The sequence below is a fragment of the Streptomyces triticirhizae genome, assembly GCF_003696235.1.
In the GTDB taxonomy this organism is placed as follows: Bacteria; Actinomycetota; Actinomycetes; order Streptomycetales; family Streptomycetaceae; genus Streptomyces; species Streptomyces triticirhizae.
This window is the reverse complement of the sequence record NZ_RFFJ01000136.1, coordinates 1-17,103: the sequence shown is the minus strand read 5'-3', so window position 1 is coordinate 17,103 and position 17,103 is coordinate 1. Positions and strand designations below refer to the sequence as shown.

At 72.7% G+C, this 17,103-nt stretch carries 12 protein-coding genes; 6 read left to right on the top strand and 6 right to left on the bottom strand.

The annotated features are described in order from the left end of the window. From rsmA to rsmI, 4 genes are all read right to left on the bottom strand, one after another. The coding region (gene rsmA, locus EBN88_RS20965; protein ID WP_122185464.1) for a 16S rRNA (adenine(1518)-N(6)/adenine(1519)-N(6))-dimethyltransferase RsmA at positions 1-775 on the bottom strand (775 nt) is incomplete at its 3' end. Next, positions 772-1,623, bottom strand: a complete 852-nt coding sequence (locus tag EBN88_RS20960) for a TatD family hydrolase (protein ID WP_122185463.1) — start codon at positions 1,621-1,623, stop codon at positions 772-774. The genes EBN88_RS20960 and rsmA, both read right to left, overlap by 4 nt. 76 nt (positions 1,624-1,699) lie before the next feature. Beyond that, positions 1,700-1,978, bottom strand: a complete 279-nt coding sequence (locus tag EBN88_RS20955) for a hypothetical protein (protein WP_122185462.1) — start codon at positions 1,976-1,978, stop codon at positions 1,700-1,702. A 95-nt stretch (positions 1,979-2,073) separates the two neighbouring features. After that, positions 2,074-2,946 (bottom strand): 16S rRNA (cytidine(1402)-2'-O)-methyltransferase, encoded by an 873-nt coding sequence (rsmI, locus tag EBN88_RS20950; protein WP_407703439.1) that lies wholly within the window; start codon positions 2,944-2,946, stop codon positions 2,074-2,076. A 42-nt stretch (positions 2,947-2,988) separates the two neighbouring features. Between rsmI and EBN88_RS20945 the strand changes: the two genes are divergently transcribed. The 4 genes from EBN88_RS20945 (at position 2,989) to EBN88_RS20930 (ending at position 9,382) form a co-directional block, all read left to right on the top strand. Beyond that, positions 2,989-4,722, top strand: coding sequence for a dolichyl-phosphate-mannose--protein mannosyltransferase (locus EBN88_RS20945; protein WP_122185460.1), 1,734 nt, complete (start codon positions 2,989-2,991; stop codon positions 4,720-4,722). Positions 4,723-5,701: 979 nt separating this feature from the next. Beyond that, positions 5,702-6,442, top strand: a complete 741-nt coding sequence (locus tag EBN88_RS20940; RefSeq protein WP_122185459.1) for a calcium-binding protein — start codon at positions 5,702-5,704, stop codon at positions 6,440-6,442. A gap of 238 nt (positions 6,443-6,680) precedes the next feature. Then, positions 6,681-8,318 carry a penicillin-binding transpeptidase domain-containing protein gene (locus EBN88_RS20935; protein ID WP_122185458.1) on the top strand — a complete coding sequence of 546 codons (1,638 nt, stop codon included), beginning with the start codon at positions 6,681-6,683 and terminating at the stop codon, positions 8,316-8,318. Between the two features lie 122 nt (positions 8,319-8,440). Then, entirely contained in the window at positions 8,441-9,382 is a 942-nt protein-coding gene (locus EBN88_RS20930) for a ribose-phosphate diphosphokinase (protein ID WP_122185457.1), read from the top strand. A gap of 26 nt (positions 9,383-9,408) precedes the next feature. Here EBN88_RS20930 and EBN88_RS20925 read toward each other — a convergent pair whose 3' ends face one another. Both EBN88_RS20925 and EBN88_RS20920 read right to left on the bottom strand, forming a co-directional pair. Continuing rightward, a complete protein-coding gene (locus tag EBN88_RS20925) occupies positions 9,409-10,212 on the bottom strand; it encodes a hypothetical protein (RefSeq protein ID WP_147472787.1) in 804 nt (267 codons plus the stop codon). Between the two features lie 248 nt (positions 10,213-10,460). Beyond that, positions 10,461-12,707, bottom strand: coding sequence for an MMPL family transporter (locus EBN88_RS20920; RefSeq protein ID WP_122185455.1), 2,247 nt, complete (start codon positions 12,705-12,707; stop codon positions 10,461-10,463). A 173-nt stretch (positions 12,708-12,880) separates the two neighbouring features. Here EBN88_RS20920 and EBN88_RS20915 point away from each other — a divergent pair, with 173 nt between their 5' ends. Then, entirely contained in the window at positions 12,881-16,741 is a 3,861-nt protein-coding gene (locus EBN88_RS20915; RefSeq protein ID WP_407703438.1) for a S41 family peptidase, read from the top strand. A gap of 78 nt (positions 16,742-16,819) precedes the next feature. Then, positions 16,820-17,011, top strand: coding sequence for a hypothetical protein (locus tag EBN88_RS20910; RefSeq protein ID WP_122185453.1), 192 nt, complete (start codon positions 16,820-16,822; stop codon positions 17,009-17,011). Positions 17,012-17,103 lie beyond the last annotated feature (92 nt).

Here is a 17,103-nt window from a genome sequence, read left to right as displayed (position 1 = left end):
CCCGGCAGGCGGCCTCGGCGGCGGCCGGCGAGCCGGCCCAGCCGGCCAGCGCGGCGCGCAGCGTCTTGCGGCGCTGCGCGAAGGCCGCGTCGACCACGGCGAAGACCTCGGCCCTGCTGGCGGTGGTGGCCGGCGGCTCGCGCCGGGTCAGCGCGACCAGCCCCGAGTCGACCCGGGGCGCCGGCCAGAACACGGTCCGGCCGATGGCGCCGGCCCGGCGGGCCTCGGCGTACCAGGCGGTCTTCACCGACGGCACCCCGTACACCTTCGACCCGGGCGGCGCGGTCAGCCGGTCGGCGACCTCGGACTGCACCATCACCAGTCCGCGCGCGAGGCTGGGGAAGGTGGCCAACAGGTGCAGCAGCACGGGAACGGCCACGTTGTAGGGGAGGTTGGCGACCAGCGCGTCCGGCGGCGGTCCCGGCAGCTCGGCGACGGTCAGCGCGTCGGCGTGCACCAGAGCGAACCGGTCGGCGCGCTCCGGGAGGCGCGCGCTCACGGTGGCGGGCAGCGCGGCGGCCAGCGTTTCGTCGATCTCGACGGCCACCACCCGGTCGACCACCGACAGCAGCGCCAGCGTCAGCGAGCCGAGCCCAGGGCCGACCTCCAGCACCACGTCGTCGGCGCCGACCTCGGCGGCCCGCACGATCCGGCGCACGGTGTTGGCGTCGATCACGAAGTTCTGCCCGCGCTGCTTGCTGGGGCGCACGCCCAGCGCGCTGGCCAGCTCGCGCACCTCGGAGGGGCCGAGCAGCGCCGTGGGCTCCGCGCTCACCCGAAGACCCGCTCGGTGTTGGCGGCGACATGGCGGCCGAGTTCGGCCTCGTCCATCCCCTTGACCTCGGCCATGGCGCGCAGCGTGACCGGGATCAGATAGGGCGCGTTGGGCCGGCCACGGAACGGCGCCGGGGTGAGGAACGGGGCGTCCGTCTCGACCAGCAGCAGCTCCGGCGGCGCCACCGCGAGGGCGTCGCGCAGCGGCTGGGCGCTGGCGAAGGTGACGTTGCCGGCGAACGACATGAAGTACCCCTCGGCGGCGCAGGTCTCGGCCATCGCCGCGTCGCCCGAGTAGCAGTGGAAGACGGTGCGCCTCGGCGCGCCCTCCTCCTTGAGGATGGCCAGCACGTCGGCGTGCGCGTCCCGGTCGTGGATCACCAGCGCCTTGTCCAGCTCCTTGGCCAGCCGCAGATGGGCGCGGAACGAGCGCCGCTGCGCGGCGACGCCCTCCGGCCCGGTGCGGTAGTAGTCGAGCCCGGTCTCGCCGATCGCCCTGACCTGCGGTTCCCGCGCCAGCTCGGCGATCTCGGCCAGCGCGGCGTCCAGCGCGCCGGCGCCCTCCTCCGCCTCGATGCGGGGGGCCTCGTTGGGGTGCAGCGCGACGGCCGCCCAGATCGCCTCGGGGTGTTCGGCGGCGACCTTGACCGCCCAGTGGGCGCGGGCCACGTCGCAGCCGATCTGCACCAGCCGGGGCACCCCGACGGCGGCGGCCTTGGCCAGCGCCTCCTCGACCGTGCCCTGCTGCATGTCGAGATGGGTGTGGGCGTCGGCGACGGGCACGGCCAGCGGCTCGGGAAGGGGCGGCGGCACGTGCTCGTTGGCCTTCGCCTTGGCGGACTTGGGCATGGCCCGATCCTACGGCGGGTTCGGGGGGCCGCCGGCCGGGTCTCCCGGTGGGCCCTCCTCCGGCCCGCCGGAGAGGTCACCCCAGCGGGGGCTCCTCCTCAGGACCGTCGGGCGGGAGGACGGCGGCGACCGTTCCGGCCTTCAGCACACGCACCCGGTGACCGCCGCAGTTGGGGCAGGAGGGCTGGGTGAGCGGGGAGGGCACGAGGCGCCCGTCCACGAGGTAGCGGACCGTGGGCTGGCCACCGACGTCGGTGACGTGCTCGATCTCGAACTCCTGCTCCCAGCCGAAGCCGCAGCTGAGGCAGGCGAAGGCGTAGGACTCGTGGGTGTGGGCGCGGTCGTCGGCCGCCATGGGAGCCCCCTTAGCGCCGGGCTTGAGTCGCGGCTCGCTTCGCGACCGGTGTCGCGGAGGGCCCACGACAAGGCCACATAACGGACAGAACCACCCTAACCCCTTGGTTTCGCCGCCACCACCGCGTCGAAGACCGCCCGCTTGGGCAGCCCGGCCTCCCGGGCCACCTCGGCGATCGCCTCCTTGCGCCGCTGCCCCGCCGCCTCCCTGGCCGCCACCCGCGCGACCAGCTCCGCCGGCTCGGCCGCCGTCCCCGCCGGCTCGGCGCCCGCGACCACCACGGTGATCTCGCCCCGCACCCCCGGCTCGGCCCAGCCCGCCAACTCGCCCAGCGGGCCGCGCCGCACCTCCTCGTAGGTCTTGGTCAGCTCCCGGCAGACCGCCGCCCGGCGCTCCGCGCCGAACGCCTCGGCCATCGCGGCGAGGGAGGCGGCCAGCCGGTGCGGCGACTCGAAGAAGACCAGCGTGCGGCGCTCGTCCGCCAGCTCCCGCAGCCGGGCCGCCCGTTCCCCCGGCTTGCGCGGCGGAAAGCCCTCGAAGCAGAACCGGTCGACGGGCAGCCCCGAGACCGCCAGCGCCGTCAGCACGGCCGAGGGCCCCGGCACCGCCGTCACCCGCACCCCGCGCGCCACGGCGGCGGCCACCAGCCGGTACCCGGGGTCGGAGACCGACGGCATCCCGGCGTCGGTGACCAGCAACACCCGTGCGCCGCCGACCAGTTCTTCGGTCAGCTCGGGGGTGCGGGCCGCCTCGTTGCCCTCGAAGTAGGAGACCACCCGGCCGCCGACGGTCACCCCCAGCGTCGCGGCCAGCCGCCGCAGCCTGCGGGTGTCCTCCGCCGCCACCACGTCGGCCTCGGCCAGCTCGGCCGCCAGTCGCGGCGAGGCGTCCGCCGCCTCGCCGATCGGGGTGCCAGCCAGCACCAGAACGCCCTCACCCGTGCCCGTCACAGCCCCATCCTCACCCATCCGCCGGGGCTCGCCGGCCACCGGATGCCAAGATGGCCCGTGATGAGCAGCCAGACCGTGACCGACGCACCGCCGGAGCAGCCGAGGCAGCCCGAGGGCTGGGCCACGCGGCTGCGTGCCTTCGGCTACCTGCCCCGACGGGCCGGCGACCTGCGGGAACGCCTGGTGCCCGGCCATCCGGAGCCGGGCAGCTGGATGTGGCGCTACCTCGGCTTCTCGACCTCGGCCGCCGGCCGGCTGGCGCGGGCCACCGCCTGGGGCGGCCCGCTGCTGGTGGCCCTGCTCGCCGGGGTGCTGCGCTTCGTGAACCTCGGCTCGCCGAACGCCGTGATATTCGACGAGACGTACTACGCCAAGGACGCCTGGTCGCTGCTGAGGCTCGGCTACGAGACGGACTGGCCGGAGAAGGCCAACGAGCAGATCATCGACGGCGTGACGCCGCTCGGCGACACCGCCGCCTATGTGGTGCACCCGCCGGCCGGGAAGTGGGTCATCGCGCTGGGCGAGTGGTTCTTCGGCCTGACGCCCTTCGGCTGGCGGTTCATGGTCGCGCTGCTCGGCACGCTCTCGGTGCTGATGGTCTGCCGCATCGGGCGACGCCTCTTCCGCTCCACCGCGCTGGGCTGCCTGGCCGGGCTGCTGCTGGCCGTGGACGGGCTGCACTTCGTGATGAGCCGCACCGCGCTGCTCGATCTGGTGCTGATGTTCTGGCTGTTGGCGGCCTTCGGCTGCCTGCTGATCGACCGCGACGCGGCCCGCTCCCGGCTCGCCGCCGCGCTGCCCACCGGCCCCGACGGGCTGCTCCGCTCCGACCCCTCGGTGGCCGAACGGCTCGGCCTCGGCCTGCGTCCCTGGCGGCTGGCCGCCGGGCTCTGCCTCGGCCTCGCCTGCGCCACCAAGTGGAACGGGCTCTATGTCCTCGCCGCCTTCGGCCTGATGGCGGTGCTCTGGGACGCGGGCGCGCGCCGCTCCGCCGGCGCGCGCGCCCCCTACCGCACGGTGCTGCGGCGGGACGCGCTCCCCGCGTTCTCCTCCCTGGTGCCGGTGGCCCTGGTCACCTATCTCGCCTCCTGGGCCGGCTGGTTCGCCACCTCCGGCGGCTACTACCGGAACTGGCACAACGAGGCCGGCGCCGACAGCTCCTTCTCCTGGGTGCCGGGGCCGCTGCGCAGCCTGTGGCACTACACCTTCGAGGTCTACGACTTCCATGTGGCGCTGACCTCAAGCCACCCCTACGAGTCCAACCCGTTCAGCTGGCTGGTCGCCGCCCGCCCCGTGACCTACTACTACGTCTCGGCCGACCCGGACCAGCCGCTGTCCCCGAGCAACCCGAACTCCCCGGTCTGCGGCTACGCCAGCGGCTGCGTCCGCGAAGTGCTCGCCCTGGGCACGCCGTTGCTGTGGTGGACGGCCTGCGTGGCGCTGGCGTACGCGCTCTGGCGCTGGCTCTTCCGCCGCGACTGGCGCGCGGGCGCGATCCTGTGCGCGGTGGGCGCCGGCTACCTGCCGTGGCTGCTGTACCAGGAACGCACCATCTTCTACTTCTACGCGGTGGTGCTGACCCCGTTCCTGTGCCTGGCGGTCGCCTTCCTGGTCGGCGCCCTCCTCGGCCCCCCGGGCAGCTCGGAACGACGGCGGGTCATCGGCATCGTGACGGTCGGCGTGCTGGTGCTGCTGATCGTCTGGAACTTCATCTACTTCTACCCGATCTACACCGGCGAGGAGATCTCCCGCGAGGGCTGGCGGGCCCGGATGTGGCTGCCGACCTGGATATAGCCGGAAAACGTGACGCCGAGACGGCGGTCACCCCCAGCCGTCGTCGGTCGCTCGGGAGGGCAAGGGATGCGCGCGCCACGGCACTTCCACGCGTACGTCTTTCTGAACCGTGCCGAGAATGTCCGGGCCATCGGGACTCGGGGTTCACGCTCCACGCGTCCACGCACGTGATGCCCGGCAGCGAGCGGCGGATGCGGAAGGCGATCAGCTCCGCACTTTGCGTTCGCTAGCCTGTTCGCCGGGTTGCATCTCGATGCATAAAGGTTCATTCACTGAGCACCCGTCAGCTATGAGCATAGACTTGCGCAAATGAAGGTGCGCAAGGCATTGTTGGCTTCAAGAACTGTGTATCCACCGAGTTCCACGCCAGGAATCCGCGCCTTCGGCTTCCAATTGCCAGTAGGACCTCCCCCATGTCGCTGAGGTCCATCTACTGGCCGCGCGAGCTGGTACGTCGCCGCCTCTGGCCCGAATACGCGACTCCCCCTCTCAATTGCGCTGAGAGGGGGAGTCGTTACTTTCAGCAGCGGCTACGCAAGATCGCCAGCAGGACCAGGAACGTCCAGTACGCCGCCCGAGTCAGCTCGGGTCGGCGCCGGCGCCTCCACTCCCGCAACGTCCGCCACAACCGCCGCCACCTGTGCGTCATCTGAACTCCCTGGGAGTTCGGGGGCTCCACCCAACGCGGGGCCCGGACGTCCAGGACCCCGGTTCTCGCCGGGCCCCAGCCTGACGCACCGTCAGGTAGCCTATCCGGCTCCCAACCCCTGGTCCAAGCCGAGCAGGCCCGCGCCCGGCCCCCGCCCCGTTCGCTCAGCCCAGCGCCGTAGCCCGTTCCGCCTCAGGAGCGGCTACCGACCTGGACACAGCCGGAAAACGTTCCCACCGCCGTTCCGGCGGCAGAACTGTTGCGCCCGGGGGGAGTTACGGATGCAATGTGCACGACAGCCACCCCCCCTCTCGAAGTGAGGACGCGACCATGATGCGGTCACGGCTCATTCCCGCCTCGTCCGTGGCCGCCCTGGCCCTGGTCGCCGCCGGGGTCGGCGCGACGCCCGCCGCGGCCCAGGACGGCGCGACCGTCAGCGCCGACTGGGACGGGCGCGCCCCGTCCATCGTGTACGAGGGCGGCCCCGAGGCCAACCACCTCTCCGTCTTCTCCATGGACACCGGTGACGAGGTGCGGCGCGTCGGCTTCACCGACGTGGTGCCGATCGAGGCCGGCGAGCACTGCACGCACCCCGAGCCGGACAACGAGACGTTCGTCGCCTGCGAGTTGCCCGTCGGCGGCGACCGCGAGGACGACATCCGTGTCCTGCTCGGCGACGGCGACGACTACGTCATGACCAGCGAGGCCGCCGTCACCCTGGTGCGGGGCGGCGCGGGCGACGACGAGTTGCACGCCCACACCGCCGAGGTGGTCAAGGGCGACGACGGCGACGACATGCTGATGGGCCACGGCGCCCTCTTCGGCGGCAAGGGCGACGACCACCTGATGGGCCAGCCCATCGACGAGGTGTTCCACGGCGGTCCAGGCAACGACCACATCGAGGCGTGGGGCGGCGACGACATCGTCTACGGCGGCTCGGGCGACGACCACATCTCCGGCGGCGAGGGCGACGACATCCTGATCGGCGGCCCCGGCGACGACATGATCAGCGGCGACGAGGGCCGCGACCTCATCATCGGCTGGCCGGGCAACGACCACATCGAGCAGTGACGCACGGAACCACCCCGCACCCGCCCACCGGCCGCACCCGGTGGGCGGGCCGCTTCAGGACACGGGCAGGACACGTCCTCGCATAGGCGCGGTCTCACCGGCCTCCGGGGGTCACCGCTACGGCGGGTAGCCGGTAGGCTGCGATCAGCGGGTGGAACGGCGACATCCGCGCTGGTGGCACGGCGTGTTCGCGCTGTCTTGACCCGGGCGTCACGGCGCGCGAGGGGGCAGGTTCGGGATGGATCAGAAGCAGCGGCTCGCATTGCTCGGCGGGGTCTGCGTCGCGGTGGCGGCGCTCGCCGGCTTCGGGGCGTACGGGGTGCTCAACGACGGGGACGGCGGCGGAAGTTCGGGCTCGTCCGCCGGCCGGGACGACGACGGGCCTGAGCAGACGCCCGCCGGTCCGCCCACCGAGGAGGAGGCCACCGCGACGGCCGGCGCCTTCCTCGACGCCTGGGCCGCCGGCGACACCGAGGCCGCCGCCGGGCTGACCGACGAACCCGAGGCGGCGCGGGCCGCGTTGGCCGCGCTGACGGAGAACGACGCGGTCACCGCGCTGGCCGTCGAGGCGGGCGCGGCGGACGGCACCGAGGTGCCGTTCCAGGTCACCGCCGAGGTCAGCCACGCCGAGCAGGCCCAGGAGCTGGCCTACGCCTCGGAGTTGGCCGTGGTGCGCGACGAGGACAGCGGCGAGGTCGTCGTCGACTGGGCGCCGGCGGTGCTGCACCCCCGGCTGGCCGAGGGGCAGACCCTCCAGGTGGGCCCGCAGGGCGAGTTGCCGCCGATCGAGGTGTTGGCCGACGACGGCACCGAGTTGACCGCCGAGGAGTTCCCCGGCCTGGTGCCGGTCATCGACGAGCTGCGCGAGCGGTACGCGGAGGCCGCCGGCGGGGACGCCGGCAGCGCCGTGGTGATCGCCGACGCCGAAGGCGAGCCGGTCGAGACGCTGTGGGAGCTGGCCGAGCCGGTCGCCGGGCAGGTGCCGACCACCCTGGACCCCGACCTCCAGCGCGCCGCCGAGGCCGCCGTCGCCGACACCGGTCAGGGCGCCGTGGTCGCGATCCAGCCGAGCACCGGGGCGATCCGCGCGGTCGCCAACGCAGATCCCGAAGGCCCCGACATAGCGCTGGAGGGCAGCTACGCCCCCGGCTCCACGTTCAAGATCGTGACGGCCTCGCTGCTGCTGGAGCGCGGGCTGGCCGACCCGGGCGGCGCGCACCCGTGCCCCAAGTACTTCGAGCACGGCGGCTGGGAGTTCCAGAACCTCGACGAGTTCGAGATCGAGGACGGCACCTTCGCCGACAGCTTCGCCGCCTCCTGCAACACGGCCTTCATCAGCCAGGCGCCCGAGTTGGATGACGACGAACTGGGCGCGCACGCCAGGGACTACTTCGGCCTCGGCCTGGAGTGGCAGGTCGGCGCGGCCTCGATGGACGGCCGGGTGCCGGTGGAGTCGCAGGCGCAGATGGCGGCTCAGCTGATCGGGCAGGGCGCGGTGCGGATGAACCCGCTGACCATGGCGTCCGTCTCGGCCACCGTGAAGAACGGCTCGTTCCTCCAGCCGTACCTGGTGCCCACGGACTTCGCCGAGCGCCAACTGGCCACCACCGACGGTCCTCTGCCCAACGCCGACCAGCTGCGTTCGCTGATGAACCGGACGGCGACCGCCGGCACGGCGGCCGAGGCGATGGCCGGCATCGGCGGCGACATCGGTGCCAAGACCGGCTCGGCCGAGGTGGACGGGCAGGAGAAGCCCAACGCCTGGTTCACCGCCTACCGGAACGACCTGGCGGCCGCCGCCGTGGTGCCGGACTCGGGCCACGGGGGCGAGTTCGCCGGCCCGGTGGTGGCCGAGGTGCTGCGCGCCGCGCCCTGAGCCGGGCGGCGCCGGGCTCGACGCCCCCTGAGGATGGAGTGTCAGTGGGTCCTCGTAGGCTGGTCGCGCGGCCAGCGTTGAACCAGTGGCGAGCCAGGGGAGGGTGCCTTGCGGGTGATCATGTGCGGGAGATAGCGGTCTTCAGCGGGAGCGCGCACCCGGAGTTGGCCCGGGAGGTGTGCGCGCGGCTCGGCGTTCCCCTGCTGCCGACGAGGGTGTCGCGGTTCGCCAACGACTGCCTTGAGGTGCAGCTGGCGGCCAACTGCCGGGAGCGGGACGTCTTCCTGATCCAGCCGCTGGTCAGGCCCGTCCAGGAGAACCTGGTCGAGCTGCTGCTGATGCTGGACGCCGCACGGGGCGCATCGGCGGCGCGCACCACGGTGGTGCTGCCGCACTACGCCTACGCCCGTTCGGACAAGAAGGACGCGCCCCGGATCTCCATCGGCGGCCGGCTGATCGCCGACCTGATGGTGACGGCGGGAGCCAGCAGGGTGCTGGCGCTGACCCTGCACTCGCCGCAGGTGCACGGCTTCTTCAGCGTGCCCGTCGACCATCTGCACGCGCTGCGCGAGCTGGCCGCGCACTTTCGCGGCCAGGACCTGAGCAACGCGGTGGTGGTCTCGCCCGACCTGGGGAACGCCAAGGAGGCGGCGGCGTTCGCGCGGCTGCTGGGCGTGCCGGTGGCCGCCGGCGCCAAGCAGCGGTTCAGCGACGACCGGGTCACCATCAGCTCGGTGATCGGCGAGGTCGCCGGGCGCGATGTGATCGTGCTGGACGACGAGATCGCCAAGGGCAGCACGGTGGTGGAACTGCTGGGCAAGCTCCGGGAGTTGAAGGCCGGCAGCGTTCGGGTGGCGTGCACCCACGGGCTGTTCTCGCAGGGCGCGCTGGGGCGGCTGTCCGCCGAGCCGGACGTGCTGGAGATCGTCTGCACCAACACCGTGCCGATACCGGAGGGCGAGCGCACCGACAAGCTCCGGGTGCTCTCCATCGCGCCAGCGCTGGCCGAGGCGATGCGCCGCATCCACAACGGCGAGTCGGTGAGCGCGCTCTTCGACCGGTAACGGCCCTCGGCCGCGTGGCGGGCGCGTCAGGGGCAGACGGTGATCTGGGTCGGCTGGCTGATGGTCAGCGCGCGGTCGACCTGGTCGGTCCAGTCGTGGGTGACGCCGGTGGCGGCGACGCTCAGCCCGTTGATGCCGGTGTTGTTCCAGGTGTGCGCGAACGCGCTGCGCGCGGTGAGGTCGGTGCAGGCGCCGGTCTCGAAGACCAGGGCGAGGCTGCCGGTGGCGACGTTGATGTCGTTGGCGTTCCGCTCCGGGCGGATCAGGAAGCCCACGCCGTTGGCGTTCACATCGGCGGCGTCCTCCCGGCTGACGTTGGGGAACGCGTCCGTGGCTCCGGCGTGGTGGACGACCTGGAGCACCGGGCTGACCTGGGCGCTGAACCACGTGGACACGGCCTGGTTGCCGGTCATCGGATAGCCGGGGATGGTGTTCCAGCGCCACTCGGTGAACGCGACCCATCGGTCGCGGCCGTTCACCTCGCCGATGGTGTAGATCTCGGGGGCCGAGACCACCAGCCCGTCGGCGGGCGGGATCTCCGTGCCGGCACCCGGCCCGCCGGCCGGGGTGAGGCAGGCGACCTCGGCGAGCCGCCGGTCGATCTCCGGCTCCTGGACGCCGTCCGCCCGCCACTCCTCGATCATGGACAGCAGTCGCTGGGTGCCCTGCCGGGTGTCCGTCGCCACCTCGGGCACGCACTCGGCGGTCGCCTGCCGGGCGGCGGCGCCGGGCGCCGTCGCCAGAGAGAGCGTCAGCACCGCCAGCACGACGCTCGCCAACCACGGCAACAACGCCAACGAGCCCGGTCGCCGGGTCGAGTTCGATCGCACCGTCGCCTCCCGATTTATCGATATGGCCACTTTGTGCAAGGCGTCGCATCCTAGTCGACGTCAGGCCACCGGGAAAGAATCACGGGCGAAACCGGGCCAGTTGGGGCGCCACGCCGCCGCGTCACCCGTTTCGGGCGGAACGGGAAGGGGCCCGGCGCGGGGACGGTGTCCCCGCGCCGGGCCCCTTCAGGACACCCGGTCGCGGCTCGAAAGCCGGGTCACACAACGGCCGTTGCCGGCCGCCTCACTCAGCTGACCCCGGCGGGCTCGCGCTCCTTGCTCAGGGTGGCGCGTCCCTTGCCGTTGGCCTCCAGATAGCGCTCCAGCGACTCTCCCTCCACGTCCACGTTGGGCAGCACCCGGTCGAGCCAGCGCGGCAGCCACCAGGCGCGGTCGCCGACCAGGCCCAGCACGGCGGGCACGATCGTCATCCGGACCACGAAGGCGTCCAGCAGCACGGCGGCCGCCAGGCCGAGGCCCATCATCTTGATCATGGCGTCCTCGCCCGTGATGGCGAAGCCGGCGAACACGCTGATCATGATGGCCGCAGCGGCGGTGACCACCCGGGCGTTGAGGTTGAACCCGGTGACCACGGCCTGGCGCGCGTCCTCGCCGTGGACATGGGCCTCCCGCATCCGGGTGACCAGGAACACCTCGTAGTCCATGGCCAGGCCGAAGATCACACCCACCATGAAGATCGGCATCATGCTCATGATCGGACCGGTCTCCTCGACCCCGACCAGCTCGGCCGCCCAACCCCACTGGAAGACCGCGACCACGGCGCCCAGCGCGGCCAGCACCGAGAGCAGGAAGCCGAGGGCCGCCTTGAGCGGCACCAGCAGCGAGCGGAACACCAGCACCAGCAGGACGAACGCCAGGCCGACCACCAGGGTCAGATAGGGCACCAGCGCGTCCGACATCACGTTGGAGAAGTCGATGTTGGCGGCGGTGGCGCCGGAGACCAGCACGTTGGCGCCGGTCTCGGCCTCGATCTCGGGCGCGATGTCGTCCCTGATGTGCTCCACCAGCACGGTGGTGTCGTGGTCCGAAGGACCGGTGCTCGGGAACGCCATGACCGTGGCCACGGTGCCCTCCGGGCTGACGCTCGGCGGCGCGGTGGCGACGATCTCGTCCATCCCGGCGAGCCGCTCGGAGACCTGCCCGGCCACCTGCTCGGCGTCGGCACCGCCGGTGCCGTCTATGACCATCATCAGCGGCCCGTTGAAGCCGGGGCCGAAGCCCTCGCTCAGCAGGTCGTAGGACTTGCGCAGCGTGGTGTCCTCGGGCTGGGTGCCGTTGTCCGGCAGGCCCTGCTCCATGCTGGCCACCGGAAGGGCCAGCACGCCCAGGCCCACCACGGCGGCGGCGAGCACCAGCCCGGGGCGCCGCAGCACGGCGCGGGCCCAGCGGGTGCCGCCGTTCTCCCGGCCCGGCTTGGTCAGCGAGACGGGAACGCCGGTCTCCGGGTTCTGCTTGCGCAGCCGGCGGCCGAAGATCCGCTTGCCGACGATGCCCAGCGCCGCCGGCACCAGGGTCAGCGCCAGGATCACCGCGACGGCCACCGCGCCGGCGGCGGCGGCGCCCATCTTGGTGAGCAGCGGGACGTTGACGATGGCCAGGCCGGCCAGCGCGATGATCACCGTCAGGCCGGCGAAGACCACGGCGGAGCCGGCGGTGCCCACGGCACGCCCGGCCGCCTCCTCGCGGCTGTGGCCCTCCACCAGCTCGGCTCGGTAGCGGGAGGCGATGAACAGGGCGTAGTCAATGCCGACCGCCAGGCCGATCATCATGGCCAGGATGCCGGTGGTCTCCGACAGGCCGAGCGTGCTGCTCAGCGCGCCGATGCCGGACATCGCGACGCCCACGCCGATCAGCGCGGTCAGCAGCGGCAGCCCGGCGGCGACCAGCGAGCCGAAGGTGATGACGAGCACGATGGCGGCCACGACGATGCCGATGACCTCGCCGCCGCCCATCTCCATCTCGCCCATGGCGACCTCGCCGTCGGCCTCGACGGTGAGCCCGGCGTCGCGGCCGGTCTCCAGGGCGTCCATCAGCTGCTCGTGCATCTCGGGCGTGATGTCCGACCAGGTGCCGTCGTAGGACACGCTCAGATAGGCGGTGTCCTCGGTCTGGTTGACCGTGCCGGCCTCGAAGGGGTCGGTGACGGACTCGACCAGGTCGCCCTGCTCAAGCTGGGCGCGCACCTCGTCGATGGCCGCCCGGTACTCCTGGCTCTCCGCCAGGGACTGCTGGTCCGGCGCCTGGAAGACGACGCGGGACTCCATGTTCTCCGCGTTGGCCTGGGGGAACTCCCGCTCCATGACGTCGAAGGCCTCCTGGGCCTCCGTGCCGGGCAGGGCGAAGTCGTCGTCCGGCGGGTCCCCCGCCGAGGCGGCCGCGCCACCGATGCCGAAGAGGAGCGCAAGCCACAGCAGCGCCACCCACCAGCGGCGCCGGAAGCACAGGCGTCCGAGTTTGTACAAGAACGTAGCCACAGGGCAGGTTCTCCTGTCCGGGTGTCGTGGGTCGAATAGCAGATGAGTCAGCTCATGTCACGAGACGCCGCACAGGCTCTGGGGGATGAGTCCACGGGTCGCTTGTGATGCGAATCACTTTGCGTACCGCTTTGTGACTTGCCGCTGCTTTCCGTGACGCGAAGCATGGAACCGTGAGCGACGAACCGAACTCATCTGACGCACCGCCGCACCCGGGACCGGAGACCACGGCTCCGAGTCCCGACGGGTATCTGAGATTCCCGCATCTCCACGGTGACCTGTTGTGCTTTGTCGCCGAAGACGATCTGTGGCTGGCTCCGTTGCCGGCCGCAGGCCCAGGCCACACGGCGAAGGACCGGGCCTGGCGACTCACCGTCGATCGTACCCGGGTCGGCCCGCCACGCTTCTCGCCTGACGGCCGCCACATCGCCTTCACCAGCTGGCGCACGCTCGACCCCGAGATCCACCTCGCCCCGGTGGACGGGGGGCCGGTCCGGCAGTTGACCCACTGGGCCTCCTACGACACGAGGGTGCGCGGCTGGACGCCGCCGGACGCCTCGGGCGAGAGCAGGGTCCTGGCCATCGGCTCCCACGAGCAGCCGTTCTCCCACTTCGCCCGCGCCTACACCGTGCCGACGGCCGGCGGCCCCGGCGAGCAGCTGCCCTGGGGGCCCGTCTCGGACATCGCCGTCAGGGGCCTCGGCGCGGAACGTCGCACGCTGCTGCTGACCGGCTCCGCCTCCCACGACCCGGCGGACTGGAAGCGCTACCGGGGCGGCGGGATGGGTCGGCTCTGGCTCCACGGGGAACGGCTACTGGCCGATCTTGGCGGGCAGTTGAACAGTCCGATGTTTGTCGGTGACCGGATCGCGTTTCTCTCCGACCACGAGGGGGTGGGCAACCTCTACTCCTGCCGCCCCGACGGCAGCCAGCTGTGGCGGCACACCGACCACGACGCGTTCTACGCCCGCCACGCCTCGACGGACGGCCACCGGGTGGTCTACCAGTGCGCCGGGGAACTGTGGCTGCTCGACGACCTGGGCCCCGGCTCCGTGCCACGCCGCCTCCCGCTGCGGCTGGGCGGGCCGCGCACGGGCCGCCGCCCGTACCAGGTCCACACCGCCGCCCATGTGGACGCGCTCACGGTGGACACCACGGGGCGGGCGAGCGCGATCTGTGTGCGGGGCGGCCTGTACTGGCTCACCCACCGGGACGGCCCGGCCCGCGCACTGGCGGAGGCGGCGGGGGTGCGGGTGCGGCTGCCCGAGATCCTGGGCGACTCGGGGCGCATCGCGTACATCACGGACGCGGAGGGCGAGGACGCCATAGAGATCGCGCACCTGCCCCGGGTCAGCGGCGGCCGCGAACCGGTCCGGCTGGCCACCGGCCCGCTGGGCCGCGTCCGCGAGCTGATCGCGACCCCCGACGGAACGGCGGTGGCCGTCGCCACCCACGACGGCCGCCTCCTGCTGGTCCGCCTCCCGGACGACGGCGCTGCCTCCGGCGGTGAGGGGAACGCCCACGGCGGGGAAGCGGCTGAGACCGCCGGCGAAGCGGGCCCCGCCGGGAACGCCTCCGGCGGTGAGGGGAACGCCCACGGCGAGGAAGGTGCCGGGACCACCGGCGAGGCAGGCGCCGCGGGCGGCTCCGCCGGGGGTTCCTCCGACGGTGACGCCTCCGGCGGGAACGCGGGCGCCTCGTCCGGCTCCGCCGGAGGCGTTCGCACCGCGTCCGGTCAGGCCGCTGAGGCCGCTGAGGCCAAGGAGGAGGCTGACGCGCGGGAGGAGACCGTCGCGGAGAAGCCGGTCGACGGGCCCGCAGGGCCCGGCACCTCCGAGACCGACAGCCCCGCAGACGCCGACGGCGAGAACGCCGACGCGGCCGCCGGCGCGTCCGGCGCCGCCGAACGCGTCGCCGGCGACGACCCCGGGGACACCGATGCGGCGGCCCAGGCCGCCGCCCTGCTCCCCCGGGTCACCGAGGTCGCCCGGTCGGTCAACGGCCCCGTCCGCGACCTCGCGTTCTCGCCCGACTCCCGCTGGCTGGCCTGGGCGCACCCCGGGATCGGCCGGTCGTTGAGTCAGATCCGGATCGCGGAGCTGAGCGGTGAGACGCCAACCGTCCTGGAGGTCACCGACGGCAGGTTCGAGGACGAGGAGCCGGTGTTCACCTCCGACGGGCGGTTTCTCGCGTTCCTCTCCTGGCGCGGCTTCGACCCGGTCTATGACGTGCACACCGGCGGCCTCTCGTTCCCCCTGGGTTGTCGCCCCTATCTCGTGCCGCTGTCCTCCGCGACCAGGTCGCCGTTCGCGATCACCCCGGAGGGGCGGCCGGCGGCCGGCGGGCTGGACCCGGACGAGGCCGGCGGGGACGGCGACACGGAGGCCGAGGGTCGGGTCACCGTGGAGGCCGAGGGGCTGGGCAGCCGGGTCACGCCGTTCCCCGTCGCGGCCTCGAAGTACTCCTCGCTGTATCCGGTGAGCGGCGGCGGGTTGGTGTGGCTGCGGTGGCCGATCTCGGGGGCGCTCGGGGAGACGTTCCTCAACCCGGACGACACCTCGGGCAAGCCCACGCTGGAGCACTTCGACCTGGCGAAGGCGAAGCGGAGCGAACTCGCCTCCGAGGTCGACTGGTTCGTGCCGAGCGGGGACGGGACGCGGCTGGTGATCAGCGAGGACCAGGATCTGTCGGTGGTCTCGGCGACCGACGCCACGGACAGCGACGCGGCGGTGCGGATCGACCTGCGGCGGATCGTTCACGTCGCCGATCCGGCGGCCGAGTGGCGGCAGTCGTTCGACGAGGCCGGCCGGCTGGTGCGGGACTACTTCTGGGACCCGGGGATGTGTGGCATCGACTGGTCGGCGGTGCTCGACCAGTACCGGCCGCTGGTGGAACGGGTCGCCAGCCCGGACGAGTTCGCCGATCTGCTGATGGAGACGATGGGCGAGCTGGGCACCTCACACGCCTATGTCAGTGCCGGCAGGTTTAATGAGGGGCCCTGGCACTACCAGCGGCCACAGGGGCTGTTGGGTGCCAACTTCTGCCGCACGAAGGACGGATCGGGCTGGCAGTTGTCGCGGGTTCTGCCGGGGGACTCCTCGGATTCGAAGGCCCGCTCCCCGTTGGCCGGCACGGGGGTGCGGGAGAGCGCGGTGCTCACCCATGTGGGTGGGCGGCCGGTCGATCCGGCGGCCGGGCCCTGGCCGTTGCTGGCCGGCACCGGCGGCACCAGCGTGGAGCTGACGTTCGCCGACGAGTCGGGCCGGCAGCGGAGGGTGGCCGTGGTGCCGTTGGTCGACGACCGGCAGCTGCGATACCAGGACTGGGTGGCTCGACGAAGGGAGCTGGTAAGGGAGTTGAGCGGCGGCCGCTGTGGCTATGTGCACATCCCGGACATGGGCGGCTCTGGCTGGGCGCAGTTCAACCGGGACCTGCGCCGCGAGTTCGACCGGGAGGCGCTGATCGTGGACGTCCGGGGGAACGCGGGCGGGCACATCAGCGAGCTGGTCGTGGAGAAGCTCAGCCGCACCATCCTGGGCTGGGACCTGACGCGGAACGCGCAGCCGGTCTCCTACACGTCCAACGCGCCGCGTGGCCCGGTGGTGGCCATCGCCGACGAGGCGACCTCCTCGGACGGCGACATGATCACGGCCGCGTTCCGGCTGCTCGGGATCGGGCCCGTGGTCGGGTCGCGGACCTGGGGCGGGGTCGTCGGGATCACCGGCGAGCACCGGCTGGGGGACGGCACGGAGATCACGGTGCCGATGAACGCGGCGTGGTTCGACGCCTACGGATGGGATGTGGAGAACCACGGGGTGACCCCGGACATCGAGGCGCTGCGCACGCCGCTGGACTGGGCCGAGGGCCGGTCGGTGATGTTGGACACGGCGGTGCGGGTCGCGCTTGACCTGCTGGAACGGCATCCGGCCGCGAAGCCGCCCGGCTACCAGCGGATTCCCGACCGCAGCCGGCCGCCACTGCCGCCGAGGACGGCGGCCCCGCCCCGGGAGTGCGAGGAGGACGGGTCCGTGTGACGCTGGACGGGGACGACGGTTTCGTCCGTCTGCTCCCGTTACACGCCAATCCGTCTTCTCTGCGAGGAGTGGCAGCACATGGGCATCTCGGACCAGTTCAAGGACAAGGCCCACGAACTCCAGGAGCGCGCCAAGGACGCCATGGGGAACAAGGAGCAGTCCAAGGACCGCAACGACGACAAGGAGGGCGGCCGCACGATGGACAAGGACAGGGACGCGGCCCAGAAGGCGGCCGACCGGGCCAGGCAGCGCGGCGGGGACGACCGCTGAGCGCGCCCGCTCGTCTTCCGCGCTGAGCGCGGCCCCACCCGCGCTCGGCCGCGCGCGGCGCCCCGGACCGGCCCCCCTCGGGCCGTCCGGGG